Genomic DNA, 16,366 nt, shown 5'->3' on the forward strand with positions numbered 1-16,366 from the left:
GAGTGATTCCTGTGAATCTCTCGCCGCGTGAGATGGACAAGCTGTACATCTACGTCGTCGCCGATCTGGCCCGCAAACGCCGGGACCGCGGCGTCAAACTGAACTACAGCGAAGCCTGCGCGCTGATCAGCGAGGCCATCATGGAAGGCGCCCGGGACGGCCGCACCGTCGCCGAGTGCATGGAGATCGGCAAGCAGGCCGTCGGCAACGCGGACGTCATGCCCGGCGTGCGCGAGATGCTGCCGCTGCTCCAGGTCGAGGCCGCGTTCCTCGACGGCACCAAGCTCGTCTCCTGCCACGACCCGGTGGGTGCCTGAGACATGGCACGACCGCAGCCCGCCACCGTCGTGCTGGCCGGCGGACACGAGAGCGACGGCGGACGCGACCTGGCCACCCTGACGGCGCACGAGCCCGCCGTCCACGCCCCCAGTCACGCCACCGTCCACGCCGTCGCCCCCGCCGGCCGGCCGCTCGCCGAGGCCGTACGGTCGGCGCTCGCCGCGACCGACCGGCCGGTGTGCGTCGTACCGATGACGCTCGGCCGCGACCCCCGACTCGTGGCCGACACCGCCCGGGCACTGCGCCGGCTCGCCGCCGGGGACGGTCGCGGCCGGCTCGCCCTGACCGCGCCCTTCGGCGCCACCGAGCACCTCGTCGGCTGGCTGCGCGCCGCCGCCGCCACGGCCCCCGACGGCGCCGTGCTCGTCACCGCCCCGGCGGCCGGCCCCTTCGAGGACGCCGAGCTGTTCCGGATCGCCCGGCTGGTCCGCCAGTACGGGCGGCACCGCTGGGTGGAAGTCGCCTTCGACGGCGGCGACCCCGACCCGGCCGAGGGCGCCGAACGCTGCCGCCTGCTCGGCGCCCGCGAGGTGACGGCCGTTCCGGCCTCCTTCGGCCCGGCCCTGCGCACCGCGCGGGACGGCGCGCGGGCCGAGGTGCGGGAAGGCTTGCGGGACGGCACGTCCCCCGGCGCGCCCCTCGACGTGCGCGACGGCGGTCCGCTGCTGCGGCCGTCGGCGATCGCCGGCGTGGTCGCGGCCCGGACCGCGGCGGCGCTGCACCTCCTCGGGCACGGGGAGGACGGCATCCTGGCCGGCCTCGACGCGGAGCACGGGCACGGCTACGCGCACAGCCACGGGCCGGGCGAAGCACATGCGCACAGCCACGGGCCGGGCGAAGCGCAACACGTTCACCACCAGCCCCCCGCGCACCCCCACGTACGCCCCCACGCGCACACCCCCCACTGAACCGGCAGAGAGGAAGGCCAGCCATGTCCGGTGGCGCCGCATACCTGTACGGCGACGACCCGGTGGAGATCAACGCCGGCCGCGCCAAGGCCACCGTCACGGTCAGCAACACCGGTGACCGGGCAATCCAGATCGGTTCCCACTACCACTTCTTCGAGGCCAACCGCGCCCTCGACTTCGACCGCAACGCCGCCTTCGGCAAGCGCCTGGACATCCCGGCCGGCACCGCCGTCCGCTTCGAGCCCGGGGACACCAAGGACGTCACGCTCGCCGAGTTCGGCGGCCACCGCCGCCTGGTCGGCTTCAGCAACCTGGTGGACGGCGGCATCACCGCGCCCGCCACCCGAGCCCGCGCCATCGACCGGGCGATCGCCCTCGGCTTCAAGGGCACCAACCTCGACCACAAGGAAGGCCGGCCCCGGGACTTCCCCAGGGAGACCCGCCAGGAAGGTGCCCGCTGATGGCCATCCTCTCCCGCAAGCAGTACACCGACCTGTTCGGCCCCACCGTCGGCGACCGCTTCCACCTCGCCGACACCAATCTGGTGGTCGAGGTCGAACAGGACTTCAACCAGGGCCACTACGGCGACGAGGCCGTCTACGGCGGCGGCAAGGGCATCCGCGACGGCATGGCGCAGGACCCGGCCGCGACCTCCGTCCAGGGCGCGCTCGACCTGGTCATCACCAACGTCGTCGTCATGGACCCGCTGCTCGGCGTCGTCAAGGGCGACATCGGCGTCAAGGACGGCTTCATCACCGCCGTCGGCAAGGCCGGCAACCCGCACACCCAGAGCGGCGTGCACCCCGAGCTGGTGATCGGCCCGGGCACCGAGGTGATCTCCGGCGAGCACCTGATCGCCACCGCCGGCGGCATCGACACCCACATCCACTTCATCTCCCCGCAGCAGGTGCAGGAGGCGCTCAGCAACGGCATCACCACCCTCATCGGCGGCGGCACCGGCCCGTCCGACGGCACCAAGGGCACCACCTGCACCCCCGGCCCGTGGAACATCGGCCGGATGTACCAGGCCGTCGAGGACCTGCCGGTCAACGTGGGGCTGCTCGGCAAGGGCAACGGTTCGCTGCCCGGAGCGCTGCGCGAGCAGGTCGAGGCGGGCGTGTGCGGCCTCAAGGTGCACGAGGACTGGGGTAGCACCCCGGCCGCGATCGACACCGCGCTGAGCGTCGCCGACGAGTACGACGTCCAGGTGGCCATCCACACGGACACCCTCAACGAGTCCGGCTACTTCGAGGACACCCTGTCCGCGATCGACGGCCGCACCATCCACACCTTCCACACCGAGGGCGCGGGCGGCGGCCACGCCCCCGACATCATGCGGATCGCCGGCGAGCCCAACGTCCTGCCGTCCTCCACCAACCCGACGCTGCCCTACACCGTCAACTCGGTCGACGAACTGCTGGACATGGTGATGGTCTGCCACCACCTCAGCCACGACATCCCCGAGGACGTCTCCTTCGCCGACTCCCGGGTGCGCGCCGAGACCATCGCCGCCGAAACCGTCCTGCACGACGAGGGCGTCATCTCGATCTTCTCCTCCGACTCGCAGGCGATGGGCCGGATCGGCGAGTCCTTCACCCGCGCCTTCCAGACCGCCCACCACTGCAAGGACCAGCGCGGCAAACTGGCCGGCGACAGCGAACGCCACGACAACGTCCGGGTACTGCGCTACCTCGCCAAGCTCACCATCAACCCGGCCCTCGCCTCCGGCACCGCCGACCACATCGGCTCACTGGAGCCCGGCAAGCTCGCCGACATCGTGCTGTGGCCGATCAACTCCTTCGCCGCCAAGCCCAAGATGGTGATCAAGGGCGGGATGATCAACTGGGCGCTGATGGGCGACCCGAACGCCTCGCTGCCCACCCCGCAACCGGTCTACTACCGGCCGATGTTCGGCGCGTCGGGTCGGGCCAGGCAGGCCACCCGGGTCTCCTTCATGTCGCAGGCCGCAGTGGACCTCGGCGTCCCCGCCCGACTCGGGCTGGACAGCCGGGTCCTGCCGGTGCGGCGCTGCCGGTCGATCGGCAAGCAGCACATGGTGCGCAACGACGCGCTGCCGAAGATCGTGGTCGACCCGGAGACGTACAAGGTCACCCTGGACGGCGAGCCCGCGACCATCGAACCGGCCCGCGAACTGCCGCTCAACCACCTGTTCTACCTCGCGTGAGCGGGACTTCCGGCGTGAGCGGGACTTCCGGCGCGAGCGGGACTCCTCGCGCGAGCGGGACCTCCGGCGTGAGCGCAGCCTCCGAGGAGCGGCTGGACGCCCTGCTGGTCTGCCTCCAGCTGACCGACTCCGCCTTCCCCAGCGGCTTCTACACCCTCTCGCACGGCCTGGAGGGCTACGCCCAGGCCAAGGCGGTCACCCCCGACACCGTGCCCGACCTGCTCGCCGACCTGCTGCGCCACGGCGTCGGACCGTCCGACGCCACCGCGCTCGCCCTCGCCCACCGGGCCGCCACGGCGGGCGACTGGGAGCTGCTCGCCGAGACCGACCAACGGCTGCACGCCACCAAGCTCAACCGTGAGCTACGGCTGGCCGCCACCCGAACCGGACGCCAACTCCTGGACATCGCCCGGGAATCGGTGGGCGGCGAGCCGCTGGAACGGTACGCGGCGCTGGTCGCGGACAAGCGCGCCCCCGGCTGCCAGGCGGTGGCCGCCGGGGTGGCCTACGCCTCGGCTGCCGTCCCCGTCGAACAGGCCGTCACCGGCGACCTGTTCGCGTTCTGCACCAGCTTCGTCGGCGCGGCCCTGCGCCTGCGGCTGACCGACCACCGCAGGGCGCAGGTGGTGCTGCGGGCGGCCGCGCCGGTCATCCGTGAGGTCGTATCGGCGGCACTGGAACGGGAGTTGGCCGACCTGGGCGGCTGCGTGCCGGTCGCCGACGCGATGTCCGGACAGCACGAGCGGGCCGAGGCCCGACTGTTCGCGAGCTGAACCCGCCTTTTTCGTACGTCATTTCGCACCAGAGGAGGAAAGTTGACCGAGAACGTGCTCCGTGTGGGCATCGGCGGCCCGGTGGGCTCCGGGAAGACGGCGCTGATCGAGGCGCTCGTCCCGGTGCTGATCGCGGGCGGCCACCGCCCCGCCGTCATCACCAACGACATCTACACCCAGGAGGACGCCCAGCACGTACGCCGCACCCTGGCCGGGATGCTGGACCCCGAACGGGTGGTCGGAGTGGAGACCGGCGCCTGCCCGCACACCGCCGTCCGGGACGACCCGACGATGAACCTCGCGGCCGGCGCCGAACTCCTGGAACGCTTCCCGGACGTCGACACCCTGCTGTTCGAGTCCGGCGGCGACAACCTCACGCTGACCTTCAGCCCGGTACTGGTCGACCTCTTCCTCTTCGTCCTCGACACCGCCGAGGGCGAGAAGATGCCCCGCAAGCGTGGCCCGGGCATCACCGAGTCGGACCTGCTGGTCATCAACAAGATCGACATCGCCCAGTACGTCCGCGCCGACCTCGGCATCATGGAGTCCGACGCCCACCGGGTACGCGAGGGCGGTCCCGTGGTGCTCACCAACTGCCTGACGGGGGAAGGGCTGGAGGAGATCGCCGCGTTCCTGGAGACCTTCCGGAAGGTGCCGGCGTGACCGCTGCGGGTGTCGTGACCGACGGGGCGACGGGCGTGACGGGCGTGACGGGCGTGACGGGCGTGACGGGCGCGGCGGAGGCGGTACCCCGGCTCGACCCCCGCCACTACGAGCCGGTCCGCGTCCCGTACGAGGTCCGCCGCCACGCCGGGACGCCCGACACCCTCGCGGTCGGGCGCCCCGGCAAGGTCGGGCTGCTGGAACTGGCCTTCGAGAAGATCTGCGGACGCACCGAACTCACCGGCCACTACCAGAAGTCACCGCTGCAGATCATGCGCCCGCTGTACTTCGACCCGGCCCGCCCCGACCTCGCCGTCACCTTCCTGATGTCCACCGGCGGCGGCATCCTGCAGGCCGACCGGCTACGGACGGACGTGCGCTGCGGCGCCGACACCGCCGTCCACCTCACCACCCAGGCGGCCACCAAGGTCTACCGGATGGAGTACGACTACGCGACGCAACTCCTCAACCTGACGGCCGGCCCGGGCGCCTACGTCGAGTACCTGCCCGAGCCGGTGATCCCCTTCGTCGACTCCCGCCTCTACCAGCGCACCGTCCTGACCGTCGACCCGGGCGCGACCGTGCTGGCGAGCGAGACCGTACTGGCCGGCCGCCTCGCACGCGGCGAGCGCAACGCCTACCAGGTGTTCGCCTCGGACCTCGAAGTACGCCGCCCGGACGGCCGGTTGGTGGCCCTGGACACCGTACGGCTCGAGCCCGCGCGGGCCGGGGCCCCGGCCGGGGCCGGCGGCGGTGTCACGGGCGTCACGGGCGTCACCGGTCCGGCCGTCCTGGCCGGCCACGACGTGATGTCCAGCCTCTACGTGCTCAGCCCGCTCGCCCCGCCCGCGCAGGTCGCCGACACCCTGCACGAGGCGCTGGCCGGCTGCGGCCTGCTGTACGGCGTCAGCGTGCTCCCCGAGGACAGCGGCGCCTGGCTGCGCCTGCTCGGCTCCGACACCCGCACCTGCGCGGCCGCCCTGCGAACGGCCTGGGACGCGGTGCGGCGACTGCTGATCGGAGCCCCGGCACCCGACCTCCGCAAAACCTAGGCGTACGGTGGCGGGATGGCCCCGAGGACACCGCGCAGAATCCATGTCGACGGCCGCGACTACCACTGGGTCGTCCGCTCCCGCGACAGCGAACACGTGGTGGTGCGCGCCTGGCTCGACACCGGCGAGCGTTCCGGCCGCGCGGGCCGCCCGCTGGAGGTCACCCGCCGCTTCGACGACCCCTGGCTCCACTACGGCGTCCTGCTGACCGCCCCCGCCGACCGCATCGCCGAGGTCTTCCAACTCGCCCCCGTCACACCCTCCTTGGCCGAGGCCCTGATTCGCGCCGGACGCGCTGCCGGCTGGCACCCGCACGAACCGGGGGCACCGCAGCGCTACACCATGGAAGGCGACCAGACCGACTTCACACTCCTCCGGGAGGAGTGAACGGCGAACGGGCGCCCGGAGACGCACCACACGAGCCGTGCCCCTTCGCGCCAACCTGACCACGCGCGGCATCGCCGCTGCTCGGCGGCGGCGGTGCTGGGTGGCGGTGCCGGGGCTCAGGAGGCGGCGGACGTGAGGTGCGCGACGGCCGAGAGGTCTGCTCCGGCGGCGCGACGGACCTCGGAGGAGTGAGGCGGTTGGTCGTCCTGTCCTGAGGTGCCCCGCCCGTGAGGTCAGGCCATCCGTTCCACGAACTTCCGCTGCCACGGCGTCTCGACCGCGTGTCGGCTGTAGTGCTCTCGCACGTACGCGACCGCCTCCGCGGCCGGGACGCCGTCCAGGACGGCGATGCAGGCGAGCGCGGTGCCGGTGCGCCCGCGTCCTCCGGCGCAGGCGAGCTCGACGCGGTCGGTGGCGGCGCGCTCCCAGGCTTCGCGGAAGGCGTCGGCCGCGTCCGCGCGGTCGCCGGGCAGCCGGAAGTCGGGCCAGCGGACCCAGCGGTGCTGCCACGCGATGCCCTTCGGTGGGCGGCCCAACAGGTAGAGCCCGAAGGTGGGTCGGGGGCCCGGCGGCAGGGGGCGGCTCAGGCCGCGGCCGCGCAGGAGGCGGCCGGAGGGCAGCCGCAGGAGGCCGGGGGTGGCGGGATCCCAGGTGGTCGGCTGCTCGGTTGCGCCGGTCATGTCGCCTTTCCTTTCGAGGGGTTGTCGGAGTGGGTCGGATGCCAGGATGCCCGACGGTGGCGGCGAATGTTCGCCCTGGCAGGCGCCCGGCGACGGGCCGCCGTGGTCAGTACATCCGGGGCTCAGGACGCCACGTGCAGCCCCACCACGCCGCCCGGCATCCCTGCGCGGTGGGCCAGGGCCGCCGCCTCGCCGCGCGAGGCCACGCCCAGCTTCGCCAGGATGTTGGCGACGTGGAACTTCACCGTCGACTCGCTGATGTGCAGCGCGGCGGCGATGTCGCGGTTGCGGCGGCCCTGGGCGAGCTGGTCGAGGACCTCCGACTCCCGTGGCTGGAGGCCGTCCAGCGGATCGGTGGCGAGCGCCGGCTCGGGGAGGGTGAGCGGCAGGTCGACGGTTACCGTGGTGCCCCAGCCGGGGACGGCCTCGACGGTGCAGCGGCCGCCGAGGGCGGCGATCCGGTCGGTGGTGCGGTGGACGGTGAGGGCGTCGACGGCCAGCACGCCCAGGCCGTCGCCGCGGACCACCGCCCGCAGGGCGTCGTCCGGCGTGAACTGCCAACTGACGTGCAGGCGGGCCGGCTTCTCCTGCTCCAGCATCAGCAGGACAGCCGCCCGGACGGCGTCCCGGGCGGTGTGCGCGGCGTCGGCCGGGACCGAGCGGGTGGCCTCCGCCGGGGGTGCCGCGTCCAGCCGTACCCGGGTGTGCCGCAGCAGCGGGCGCAGCTCCCGGGCGAGCCGGGCGAAGGCGGCGTCGGCGGTCTCCTCGCTGAGCGCGCGGTCCAGGTCGGCGCCCTGGCTCAGGTCGAGCAGGGCGGTGACGGCCAGTTCGGTGGCGCTGCGGCGCGCGGCCGCGTCGTCCAGGTCGGCCGAGCGCAGCGGCGCCAGGATGGCGCTGAGCGCCGCGCTGTGGGTGCCGGTAACCTCGGCGATCGCCCGGGCGCGGGCGTTGGCGGAGGCGCGGGAGGCCGCAGCGTGCTTGGGGCCGGCGTCGGTGGCGCGGTGGTCGGAGTGGGCGATGACCAGGTCCCACAGCTGCTGCAGCACGGCGAGTGCCCCCGGTGCCACGGGGGCGGTGTTCGCCCGGACGAGTACCAGGACGGCGCCGTTGCCGGTGGTCGGTGTGCTGCCGGTGTCGATGGTCGATGTACCGCCGTTGCCGGTGGTGGATGTCCCGCCGGTGTCCGGTGTGCGGCCGCCGGGTGTGGGGTGACCTCCCGGAGCCGCCGAGACGACCACCACCGGCCGGATGCGGCCCGCGAGTTCGGCCTCGCCCTGCCAGGGGCGGCCGGTCGCGGTGGTTGCGGTGGTGCGCTCGGCCAGCCGGGACAGCTCCAGACTGCTGACCCCCTCGGTCAGCTCGGGCAGGCCGTGGGCGTGCGTGGGGGAGTGGGTGCAGACGCCGCTGAGCTGGGCGATCGCCACGTGCGGGACGAGCGTGCCGAGCATCCGGGAGAGGCGGAGCAGGAGCTCCGGCCGGGGCGTGCGCAGCACCTCGACGGCCCGCGCCAGCGCGTCCTCGGGGCGGCCCCAGGACTCCCGCCACTTCTCGTCCGCGCCGCCTGGACTTCCCGCGCCGCCTGGAGTCCCTGCGCCGCCCGCGCCGCCCGTCCCGTTCATGCCGTCCGCACCATCCATGTCATCGAGCCTAGTCCGGTGGCGGCCGGGTCCACCTGGCCGTTCGGACAGGTTGAACTGTCCGAACGGCAGGGTCCCCGCTCGCGGCCCCCGGACCAGGATGGGAACCGTCGGATGTACCAACTCCACGAGACCCCAGGGAGCTTCCATGACCAAGGCGATCGCCTTCCACGAGTACGGCGGCGCGGACGTCCTGCGCCCGATCGACATCGAGCTGCCCGCCCCCGGGCCCGGCCAGGTGCGGGTCGCGGTCCGCGCGGTGGGCGTCAACCCGCTGGACCACAAGGTGCGCAGCGGAGCGATGAACGAGGTCTTCCCGGTCACCTTCCCGGCCGTGAACGGCTACGAGCTGGCCGGTGTGGTGGAGGCCCTCGGTGAGGGCGTGAGCGGCTTCGCGCCCGGCGACGAGGTGTTCGGCGCCGTGATGGGCGGCGGCTACGCCGAGCAGGCGCTGGTGTCCGTCGAGATGCTGGGCCACAAGCCGGCCTCGCTCGGCTGGGAGGAGGCCGCGGCGATCCCGGTGGCCGCCGAGACCGCCGAGCGGGCGCTCGACCTCCTCGGCGTGCGGGAGGGCGAGACCCTGCTGGTGCACGGCGCGGCGGGCGGTGTCGGCACCGTCCTGCTGCAGTTCGCCCGGGCGCGCGGGATCACCGTGGTCGGCACCGCGAGCGAGGCCAACCACGACTACCTGCGCGAGCTCGGCGCGATCCCGGTCACGTACGGCGAGGGCCTGGCCGAGCGGGTGCGGGCGGCCGCCCCCGACGGGGTGGACCGGGTGCTGGACGCGGCCGGGCAGGGTGGGGTGCTGCCCCTGTCCATCGAACTGGCGGGCAGCGCGGACCGCGTCCTCACCATCGCCGACTTCGTGGGCGCCCAGCAGTACGGGATCCGCGTCACCGGCGGCGCCGAGGTCGAGTTCTATCACCAGCGCGCCTACGCCGCCGCGCTCGCCCTGCACGAGGCCGGCACCCTGCGGCTGCCGCTGCACCGGGTGTTCCCGCTGGCGGAGGCGGCCGAGGCGCAGCGGGTCAGCGAGCACGGGCACCTGCGCGGCAAGATCGTCCTCACGGTCTGACTCGCGTCCGGCCGAGTCCGCGCCGCCGGCCTCGGCGGCCTCGGCGCCCTCGGCGGCGCCGTGGTTCGGGGTCGGGCCGCACGGGCGGCGGCGGCCACCGAGCGGGCGGTCGGGTTGGGCGGTGGGGCCGGGCGATCGGGCCGAGCGGTAGGCCCTGCGGCCGCCCGGCCCTACGGCGCGGGCGACGCTGCCGCCACAACGACGGCCACCCGTAAGGCTGTTGCCCGCACGGTCGGTCCATCTCCCGGGTGCGCCACCCTGCCGACGCGCCGACCGCGGGATGGTGGCGGGAAGCCGGGGTTCCGCCCGTTCCGGTCGGTAGAGTCGACCCATGGTGACGGTGAACGCGGCGGGAAGCCCCGCGGCCGGGCGGCTGGCCGGTCGCTCCTGCGTGGTGACGGGCGCGGCGAGCGGCATCGGACGGGCCGTCGCCGAGCGGTTCGTCCGGGAGGGCGCGTCGGTGGTCGCCACCGACGTCGACGCCGCCGGACTGGACCGGCTGGCCGGACAACTCCCGGGCGCCGTCAGCACGGTGGTCGGCGACGTGGCCCGCGACGAGGACGCCCGCCGGATGGCCGAAGCCGCCGTGGAACGGTACGGCCGACTCGACGTCCTGGTCGCCAACGCCGGGGTGCTCCCGCTGATGGAGATCACCGAGGCCACCGCCGAGGACTGGGACCACGTGATGGCCGTGGACGGCCGCGGCATGTTCCTCACCTGCAAGTACGCGATCCAGGCGATGACCGCCCAGGAGCGTCCCGGCGGCTCGATCGTCTGCCTCTCCTCCATCTCCGGCGAGGCCGGCCAGCGCGGCCAAGCGGTGTACGGGCCCGCCAAGTTCGTCGCTTCCGGCCTCACCAAGCACCTGGCGGTCGAGTGGGCGGACCGTGGCATCCGGGTCAACGCCGTCGCACCCGGCACCATCACCACCGAACGCGTCGCCCGGCTGCGCGACGAGCCGGGCGGGCCCGAATATCTCGCGGCCATCGAGAAGCTCCACCCGATGGGCCGTCTCGGTGCCCCGGACGAAGTCGCCGCCGCCGTCCTCTTCCTCGCCTCCGACGACGCCTCCTTCATCACCGGCGCCGTCCTGCCGGTCGACGGTGGGTACCTGGCGCAGTAGCGCGCTCCGCGCCGCCGGCCGGGAGGTCGGGAGCCCGTCAGGCGATCGGGCCGTGGCCGGGAGGTCGGGAGCCCGTCAGGCGATCGGGCACCGGTCAGGCGGTGGGGGCGGTGGTCAGGCGCTGAGCAGCTCGACCAGGGCCGACACCCCGTCCGGCCCGTGTCCGGCGTCGGCCGCCCGCCGGGTGAGGGCGAGGGCGGCGTCCAGGACCGAGGTGTCCAGGCCGCGGGCCCGGGCGGTGTGCGCGACGTGCGCCAGGCCGGCTGCGGCGGAGGCCACGCTGCTGCGGTCGCCCGGGTGGTGGCGGTCGTCCGCGCGCCGGGCGAAGTCCGCCAGCAGCGGGGGCAGCATGCGCGGCAAACCCTGGGCGTACGGGGTGAGTTCGATGCCGCTGATGCCCTCGGCGCGGGCGAGCGCCAGGGCGTGGACCCACCCGTGCACGGTGGTCCAGAACAGGTCCAGCAGTGCCGCGTCGAAGGCCGCCGCCCGTCCGGGCTCCGCGCCCACGTGGCGTACGGCGCCCAGGGCCCGGAGCGTCTCCTCGTGTGCGGCGAACGCCTCGGGGTCGCCGCTGAGCAGGACGGTGCCCTCGGGGCTGCCGATGGTCGGGGTGGGGGTGAGGATCGCGGCGTCGAGGAGGCGGTAGCCCCGGGCCTCGGCGTCGGCGGCGTTGGCCCGGGCGTCATCCGGCGCGATCGAGGTGGCGTTGACGACGGTCCGGCCGCGCAGTGCCGCCCCGGCGGCGTCCAGCACGGCCCGGGCGGCCGCCTGGTCGCGGACGCAGAGCAGGACGAGGGGGGCGTCCGCCACCGCCTCGGCGGCGCTCGCGGCCGACCGCGCGCCGATGGCGAGCGGTCCGGCGTCCCGGCCCGGGGTGCGGTTCCACACCGTGGTCGGATGGCCGGCGGCCCGCAGTGCGCCGACCAGCGCCCGGCTCATCGGGCCCAGGCCCAGCACGGCAACGGCGGTAAGGGAAGCGGAGGTTGAGGAAGATCGTCGGTTCGGCATGGCGGTTACGCTAGACCTTCACGCCGACGGCAGAGTCAAGGCGGACGTCCGACCATGTGAGGTGCCCGCGATGCGGATCGGAGAACTCGCCCGGCGAACCGGGGTCACCCCGCGCGCCCTGCGCTACTACGAGGAACAGGGCCTGCTCACCCCCGAGCGCCGCCCCAGCGGCTACCGCGAGTACGGCGACCGGGACGTGCACGCCGTCCACGGCATCCGCACCCTCCTCGCCGCCGGCCTCAACAGCGCAGTGATCGCCGAGATCCTCCCGGGCCTGCCGTCCCCGGGGCGCCGCCGCACCGGCTCGACCTGCCCGGAACTGCTCGCGGGCCTCGCCCGGGAGCGCGCCCGGATCACCCGGCAGATGGACGAACTCGAAGCAGCACGAGCCCTGTTGGACACCATCATGGACGCGGACGCGCCGAGCTCGGTGATCCTCGCCGCGCGGCCCGCCGTCCCCGGGGATCCGGCCGGGCGGAAACTCGATGGCGCGCGCTCCCGGGCCGTGCTGGAGTGAGCGGATGGATCATGATGAGGTGCTCGCCCTGTTCGACGACCGGATCCGGCGCAACGCGCAGCCCGACGGCCCCGGTGTCCGCGTCGAGCGTGACGGCGCGGTGGTGCGGCAGGTGGGCGGGCAGGGCGGCTGGAACGGCGTGGTGTGGTCCGGCCTGGACGAGGCCGGGGCGGACGCGGCGATCGCGGCACAGGTGCGCCACTTCACCGCGCTGGGCCTGGAGTTCGAGTGGAAGGCCTACTCCCACGACCGCCCCGCGGACCTCGGGGAGCGGCTGCTCGCGGCCGGCTTCACATCCGAGCCGGACGAGGCGCTGATGATCGCCCGGATCGCCGACCTCCCCACCGAGGTCGTCCTCCCCGAGGGCGTACGGCTGCACCCGGTGACCGACCCGGCCGGGGTGGACCTGATGGTGGAGGCCCACACCCAGGCCTTCGGCACCGACCGCCCGCGCCTCCGCGACCAGATGCTCGAACACCTCCGGCACGGCACCGACACGGTCAGCATGGTCGTCGCGCTGGCCGGCGACCGCCCGGTGTCGGCGGCCCGGATGGAACTGAACCCCGGCACCGGCTTCGCCGGCCTCTGGGGCGGCGGCACCGCCCCCGACTGGCGCGGCCGGGGCATCTACCGCGCCCTCGTCGCCCACCGCGCCCGCCTCGCCGCCGACCTCGGGTACCAGTACCTTCAGGTCGACGCCAGCGACGCCAGCCGCCCCATCCTCCAGCGCCTCGGCTTCGCCCGGCTGAGCACGACGACGCCGTACGTGTACCGGCCGTAGGCGGCACGACGGCGGCTGCGGGGGCGGCACGAGGGCGGCTGCGGGGGCGTCAGGCCTCCGCGTCGACCTCGCCGGCTTGGTCGGCGGCTCGGCCTTCGTCCCGGCCTCCGTCCCGGCCTCCGTCCCGGCCTCCGTCCCGGCCCTCGTTCTGGTGCGGAGCCGAACCGGCGCCGGGCGGCCAGCGGTGCCCGGCTTCGTGCAGCCCCTGCAGAGCCTTGAGGTCATTGGTCACCAGGACCTTGGCCAGCGGGGCCGCGGCAGCGATGACGGCGGGCCAGCCCGGCGAGTCCAGGTAGACCTCGTCGGCGGCGGAGGCGCCGACCGCGTCCTGCACCGCGTTGTAGGCGGCGCCGAGACGCGCCATCAGCTCGACTTCCTCCTCGGTTCGAAGGCTGTACCCGAGCGAGGACGCCGGGTCGTTCGCATCGCAGAAGTCGTCGAAGAGCACGTGCACGGTGTGGTCGAGGTCCTCGAACCGGTCCCTGTCGAGCCACACCTCACGCTGCCAGGCCGGGCTGGCCAACGCCACCACCGCAGGCACGACATGGAGCCGGAAGTAGGGGTAGGCGATGCCGTGGTCGATCATGAACCGAGGGTACCCACGGCGTGATTGCCCGGCCAGGGATTTGCCGCCGTCCTCCCTGGCGCCCCCGGACACCTGCGGCGGGTTTGCGCGCCCTGCCGATCGGCAGGGGGTGGGGTGGCAATTGGGTGGTGTTGCTGTTCAGGCAGTGCCGTTCGGTACATGTGCGGGAGCGGTGACGGGGGTCATCGTTGAGGCATCGCGAACGGGGGCCGTCCGGGCTCCCGGGAAGGGAGCCGCACCATGTTCCTCCTCCGCCACCTCGGCGTCCTTCGCGTGCTCGCCATGGCCCCCGTCCTCTTCGGGCTCGCGTGCCGGCTCCGGCTCGGGCTCGCGGTCGGGCGTGCGGGCACCTGCCGCCGTCTGTCAGGCCCGGAGGCGTACCTGACGGACGGCGGCAGGACCGGCCGCGCCCGCGAGTCGGCCCTGCCCGAAGCAAGTGCTGCGCTGCGCCCCGGTGTCATGCGCGGCGGTCTGCGCGAGGGCGCACTGGAGCGGCACACCGATCGCCGCCACCGGCAGCAGTACGCACAGCAGAGCGTGCCCGAGCCCGAGCCCCGGCCCGAGTCGGCGCGCTTTGCGCCCGGCGGCGGTGACGAGTTGCCGACCGCCCCAGCACACCGCGCCGATGCCCAGCACCAGCCCCACCCAGGCGAGCGGCAGCACATGGGCCGGGGCACCGGGACTGTCGTGGCAGCGGCTCACGAGTCCGTGGATCTCGTCGTCCGCGAGGACCGTCGGCACGCTGCACGCCCACCCGAGGCCACCGAGCACCAGCGGCCCGGCGGGCCGGTACCGCAGAAGCGGGCGCTGCTTCTCACTCATGCGACCAGCACCTGCCCGGGTTCGCGCCGACGAGCTGCGGCTCCCGTTGCCTGCGCTGCTTTCGCTGGACGTGATCCACCGTTCCATCCCCCTTGCCCAGGTGTGTCGACCGTGATCGACCTGGGCGCGGCCATCGTAGTGGGCGAGTCGGAAGGGAGGGTCGGCCGGAGGCCAGGTGAAGGCGGCCGGGAAGGGAGAGGCCGGGAAGGGATAGGTCGGGAAAGGATAGGTCGGGAAGGGAAGACCGGGAAGGGAAGACCGGGAAGGGAGGGGTAGGGGAAGGAAGGGCCGGAAAGGGCTGGAAGCTTCCTTCAGGCGAGTCGCCGCAACGTCGTCAGCGGGCCGGTGGCCTCAGCGGGCTCACCGGAGAAGACCACCTCGCCCCGGTGCAGTACGTGCACCACCGCCGCCCCGGCGAGGGTGCGTGGCAGGGACTGCGCCGCGAGCACGACCGTACGGCCGGCGGTGGCGTCGGTCAGCAGCCGTGCGTGCAGCCGGGCGGCGACGGCGGGGGCCAGGCCGCGTTCGGGCTCGTCGAGCAGGAGGAGGGTCGGCCGCGCCGCCAATGCCCGCCCGATGGCGACCAGTTGCTGCTGGCCGCCGGAGAGGCTGCCCGCCCGGCGGAGCAGCAGTGCGGTCAACTCGGGGAAGACTTCCAGTACTTCGTTCCGCCCCGGCCCGCCCAGGCTCAGGTTCTCGGCGACGGTCAGCGACCCGAACACCCCGCGCTCGGCCGGGACGATGGCCAGCCCCCGCCGCACCCGCTGGTGTACCGACAGTCCCCCGATGTCCTGGCCCCGCCACACCGCCCGCCCGCCCGACAGCGGTACGACGCCGGCGAGGGCGTGCAGCGCGCTCGTCCGCCCGGCGCCGTTACGGCCGAGCAGGACGGTGACGGCGGCGGAGGGGAACGCGAGGTCGACGCCGTGCAGCGCCTCCAGCGGGCCGTACCGGACCCGGGCCGAGCTGAGGGCGGCTTCGACGGGCATCAGGTCACCGCTCCCCAGGCCCGGGTGACGCGAGGGTCGGCGAGGACGGCCGCGGTCGGGCCGGCCGCGACCATATGGCCCTCGGCCATGGCATAGACGGAGTCGGCGAGTTCGGCGACCAACTCGGCGTCGTGCTCGACCAGCAGCAGCGCCATGCCGCGCTCGGCGAGGCCCCGCAACACGGCCACCAGACGGGCCGTCTGCGCGGCGTCGAGCCCGGCCGCCGGCTCGTCCAGCAGCAGCACCCGGGGCCCGCCCGCCAGCGCCCGCGCCAGCTCCACCAGCCGCAGCACACCGGTGGGCTGCGCCCCGGCGGACTCGGCGGCGACGTCCTGCAGCCCGAACAGCCGCAGCGCCCCGGCCGTCCGTTCCGCCACGGCCCGGGCCTCGACCCGCCCGCTCCGCCCGCTCCGCCCGGCCCGCTGCTCGGCCTCCTGCTCGGCCCCCACCCGGACGTTGTCGGCCACCGAGAGGGTGGGGAAGACGGCGATCTGCTGGAACGTCCGCGCCAACCCGAGTCGCACCCGACGATGCGCGGGCAGCCCGGTGACGTCCCGCCCGCCGAGCATCACCCGACCGGCGTCCGGACGCACGGTGCCGGCGAGGCAGTCGAACAGGGTGCTCTTTCCCGCCCCGTTCGGCCCGATCAGCGCTGTGATCCGCCCGGGCAACGCCACCAGGTCCACCCCGCCCACCGCCTCGATCCCCCCGTACCGCCGCACGATGCCCCGGGCGGTGAGCCGGGAGGCGGGCTGCCCGGCGGGCCGGCCATGAGCCTCTCTCATGGCCGGCCCGCCGCGTTGAGCGTCGGCGTGGAGGCGGGGAGGTGGCTGCCGAGGGG

General features: G+C 74.2%; 19 protein-coding genes. 12 read left to right on the forward strand and 7 right to left on the reverse strand.

The genetic code is table 11. The features are described 5' to 3' along the window. Positions 1 to 11 precede the first annotated feature (11 nt). The 8 genes from ACZ51D_RS12115 to ACZ51D_RS12150 all read left to right on the forward strand — a co-directional run bounded on the left by ACZ51D_RS12115 (position 12) and on the right by ACZ51D_RS12150 (position 6,307). Entirely contained in the window at positions 12 to 317 is a 306-nt protein-coding gene (locus tag ACZ51D_RS12115; protein WP_360490399.1) for an urease subunit gamma, read from the forward strand. 3 nt (positions 318 to 320) lie between these two features. After that, positions 321 to 1,247 carry a sirohydrochlorin chelatase gene (locus ACZ51D_RS12120; protein ID WP_465662127.1) on the forward strand — a complete coding sequence of 309 codons (927 nt, stop codon included), beginning with the start codon at positions 321 to 323 and terminating at the stop codon, positions 1,245 to 1,247. 23 nt (positions 1,248 to 1,270) lie between these two features. Then, on the forward strand, positions 1,271 to 1,708 hold the full coding sequence (locus ACZ51D_RS12125) for an urease subunit beta (RefSeq protein WP_360490395.1): 438 nt from the start codon (positions 1,271 to 1,273) through the stop codon (positions 1,706 to 1,708). Beyond that, complete coding sequence (gene ureC, locus ACZ51D_RS12130; RefSeq protein ID WP_360490393.1) at positions 1,708 to 3,432, forward strand: urease subunit alpha; 1,725 nt, start codon at positions 1,708 to 1,710, stop codon at positions 3,430 to 3,432. Before ACZ51D_RS12125 ends, ureC begins: the two co-directional genes overlap by 1 nt. A gap of 68 nt (positions 3,433 to 3,500) precedes the next feature. Continuing rightward, entirely contained in the window at positions 3,501 to 4,205 is a 705-nt protein-coding gene (locus ACZ51D_RS12135; protein WP_465662129.1) for an urease accessory protein UreF, read from the forward strand. A 42-nt stretch (positions 4,206 to 4,247) separates the two neighbouring features. After that, positions 4,248 to 4,868 carry an urease accessory protein UreG gene (ureG, locus tag ACZ51D_RS12140; RefSeq protein ID WP_360490389.1) on the forward strand — a complete coding sequence of 207 codons (621 nt, stop codon included), beginning with the start codon at positions 4,248 to 4,250 and terminating at the stop codon, positions 4,866 to 4,868. Positions 4,869 to 4,930: 62 nt separating this feature from the next. Next, positions 4,931 to 5,920, forward strand: a complete 990-nt coding sequence (locus ACZ51D_RS12145) for an urease accessory protein UreD (protein WP_465620903.1) — start codon at positions 4,931 to 4,933, stop codon at positions 5,918 to 5,920. A gap of 15 nt (positions 5,921 to 5,935) precedes the next feature. After that, on the forward strand, positions 5,936 to 6,307 hold the full coding sequence (locus ACZ51D_RS12150; protein ID WP_465620868.1) for a hypothetical protein: 372 nt from the start codon (positions 5,936 to 5,938) through the stop codon (positions 6,305 to 6,307). Between the two features lie 233 nt (positions 6,308 to 6,540). On the opposite strand, the gene ACZ51D_RS12155 is transcribed toward ACZ51D_RS12150, so the two are convergent. Both ACZ51D_RS12155 and ACZ51D_RS12160 read right to left on the reverse strand, forming a co-directional pair. Beyond that, positions 6,541 to 6,987, reverse strand: coding sequence for a protein-tyrosine phosphatase family protein (locus ACZ51D_RS12155; RefSeq protein WP_465662131.1), 447 nt, complete (start codon positions 6,985 to 6,987; stop codon positions 6,541 to 6,543). A gap of 122 nt (positions 6,988 to 7,109) precedes the next feature. Next, positions 7,110 to 8,624 (reverse strand): helix-turn-helix transcriptional regulator, encoded by a 1,515-nt coding sequence (locus ACZ51D_RS12160; protein ID WP_465662133.1) that lies wholly within the window; start codon positions 8,622 to 8,624, stop codon positions 7,110 to 7,112. 148 nt (positions 8,625 to 8,772) lie between these two features. On the opposite strand from ACZ51D_RS12160, the gene ACZ51D_RS12165 reads away from it, so the two are divergent. Both ACZ51D_RS12165 and ACZ51D_RS12170 read left to right on the forward strand, forming a co-directional pair. After that, positions 8,773 to 9,699 (forward strand): NADP-dependent oxidoreductase, encoded by a 927-nt coding sequence (locus ACZ51D_RS12165; RefSeq protein WP_465662135.1) that lies wholly within the window; start codon positions 8,773 to 8,775, stop codon positions 9,697 to 9,699. Between the two features lie 331 nt (positions 9,700 to 10,030). Then, positions 10,031 to 10,822, forward strand: a complete 792-nt coding sequence (locus tag ACZ51D_RS12170) for an SDR family NAD(P)-dependent oxidoreductase (RefSeq protein WP_360490379.1) — start codon at positions 10,031 to 10,033, stop codon at positions 10,820 to 10,822. Positions 10,823 to 10,936: 114 nt separating this feature from the next. Here ACZ51D_RS12170 and ACZ51D_RS12175 read toward each other — a convergent pair whose 3' ends face one another. Further along, positions 10,937 to 11,779, reverse strand: coding sequence for an imine reductase family protein (locus ACZ51D_RS12175; protein WP_465662137.1), 843 nt, complete (start codon positions 11,777 to 11,779; stop codon positions 10,937 to 10,939). Between the two features lie 121 nt (positions 11,780 to 11,900). On the opposite strand from ACZ51D_RS12175, the gene ACZ51D_RS12180 reads away from it, so the two are divergent. Both ACZ51D_RS12180 and ACZ51D_RS12185 read left to right on the forward strand, forming a co-directional pair. Next, positions 11,901 to 12,347 carry a MerR family transcriptional regulator gene (locus ACZ51D_RS12180; protein WP_465620856.1) on the forward strand — a complete coding sequence of 149 codons (447 nt, stop codon included), beginning with the start codon at positions 11,901 to 11,903 and terminating at the stop codon, positions 12,345 to 12,347. A 4-nt stretch (positions 12,348 to 12,351) separates the two neighbouring features. Beyond that, positions 12,352 to 13,128: a GNAT family N-acetyltransferase gene (locus tag ACZ51D_RS12185; RefSeq protein WP_465620854.1), complete on the forward strand. Its 777-nt coding sequence runs from the start codon at positions 12,352 to 12,354 to the stop codon at positions 13,126 to 13,128. Between the two features lie 49 nt (positions 13,129 to 13,177). Here the strand turns inward: ACZ51D_RS12185 and ACZ51D_RS12190 are convergent, their stop codons facing one another. From ACZ51D_RS12190 to ACZ51D_RS12205, 4 genes are all read right to left on the reverse strand, one after another. Continuing rightward, positions 13,178 to 13,714 (reverse strand): SCO4402 family protein, encoded by a 537-nt coding sequence (locus tag ACZ51D_RS12190; protein ID WP_465662140.1) that lies wholly within the window; start codon positions 13,712 to 13,714, stop codon positions 13,178 to 13,180. 363 nt (positions 13,715 to 14,077) lie between these two features. Continuing rightward, the gene (locus ACZ51D_RS12195; RefSeq protein ID WP_465662142.1) at positions 14,078 to 14,536 is read right to left on the reverse strand and encodes a hypothetical protein; all 459 of its coding nucleotides are present in this window, start codon (positions 14,534 to 14,536) and stop codon (positions 14,078 to 14,080) included. Positions 14,537 to 14,847: 311 nt separating this feature from the next. Further along, positions 14,848 to 15,525, reverse strand: a complete 678-nt coding sequence (locus ACZ51D_RS12200; protein WP_465620848.1) for an ABC transporter ATP-binding protein — start codon at positions 15,523 to 15,525, stop codon at positions 14,848 to 14,850. Next, positions 15,525 to 16,310 carry an ABC transporter ATP-binding protein gene (locus tag ACZ51D_RS12205; RefSeq protein ID WP_465620846.1) on the reverse strand — a complete coding sequence of 262 codons (786 nt, stop codon included), beginning with the start codon at positions 16,308 to 16,310 and terminating at the stop codon, positions 15,525 to 15,527. Before ACZ51D_RS12205 ends, ACZ51D_RS12200 begins: the two co-directional genes overlap by 1 nt. Positions 16,311 to 16,366 lie beyond the last annotated feature (56 nt).

This window comes from Kitasatospora sp. NPDC033851, from assembly GCF_055576085.1.

What these genes read in the sequence shown, in the direction of transcription:
- ACZ51D_RS12120 (WP_465662127.1), top strand. Translation starts at nt 321, where the DNA reads ATGGCACGACCGCAGCCCGCCACCGTCGTGCTGGCCGGCGGACACGAG.
- ACZ51D_RS12125 (WP_360490395.1), top strand. Translation starts at nt 1,271, where the DNA reads ATGTCCGGTGGCGCCGCATACCTGTACGGCGACGACCCGGTGGAGATC.
- ureC (WP_360490393.1), top strand. Translation starts at nt 1,708, where the DNA reads ATGGCCATCCTCTCCCGCAAGCAGTACACCGACCTGTTCGGCCCCACC.
- ACZ51D_RS12150 (WP_465620868.1), top strand. Translation starts at nt 5,936, where the DNA reads ATGGCCCCGAGGACACCGCGCAGAATCCATGTCGACGGCCGCGACTAC.
- ACZ51D_RS12155 (WP_465662131.1), bottom strand. Translation starts at nt 6,987, where the DNA reads ATGACCGGCGCAACCGAGCAGCCGACCACCTGGGATCCCGCCACCCCC.
- ACZ51D_RS12160 (WP_465662133.1), bottom strand. Translation starts at nt 8,624, where the DNA reads ATGGATGGTGCGGACGGCATGAACGGGACGGGCGGCGCGGGCGGCGCA.
- ACZ51D_RS12165 (WP_465662135.1), top strand. Translation starts at nt 8,773, where the DNA reads ATGACCAAGGCGATCGCCTTCCACGAGTACGGCGGCGCGGACGTCCTG.
- ACZ51D_RS12170 (WP_360490379.1), top strand. Translation starts at nt 10,031, where the DNA reads ATGGTGACGGTGAACGCGGCGGGAAGCCCCGCGGCCGGGCGGCTGGCC.
- ACZ51D_RS12180 (WP_465620856.1), top strand. Translation starts at nt 11,901, where the DNA reads ATGCGGATCGGAGAACTCGCCCGGCGAACCGGGGTCACCCCGCGCGCC.
- ACZ51D_RS12185 (WP_465620854.1), top strand. Translation starts at nt 12,352, where the DNA reads ATGGATCATGATGAGGTGCTCGCCCTGTTCGACGACCGGATCCGGCGC.
- ACZ51D_RS12190 (WP_465662140.1), bottom strand. Translation starts at nt 13,714, where the DNA reads ATGATCGACCACGGCATCGCCTACCCCTACTTCCGGCTCCATGTCGTG.
- ACZ51D_RS12195 (WP_465662142.1), bottom strand. Translation starts at nt 14,536, where the DNA reads ATGAGTGAGAAGCAGCGCCCGCTTCTGCGGTACCGGCCCGCCGGGCCG.
- ACZ51D_RS12200 (WP_465620848.1), bottom strand. Translation starts at nt 15,525, where the DNA reads ATGCCCGTCGAAGCCGCCCTCAGCTCGGCCCGGGTCCGGTACGGCCCG.
- ACZ51D_RS12205 (WP_465620846.1), bottom strand. Translation starts at nt 16,310, where the DNA reads ATGAGAGAGGCTCATGGCCGGCCCGCCGGGCAGCCCGCCTCCCGGCTC.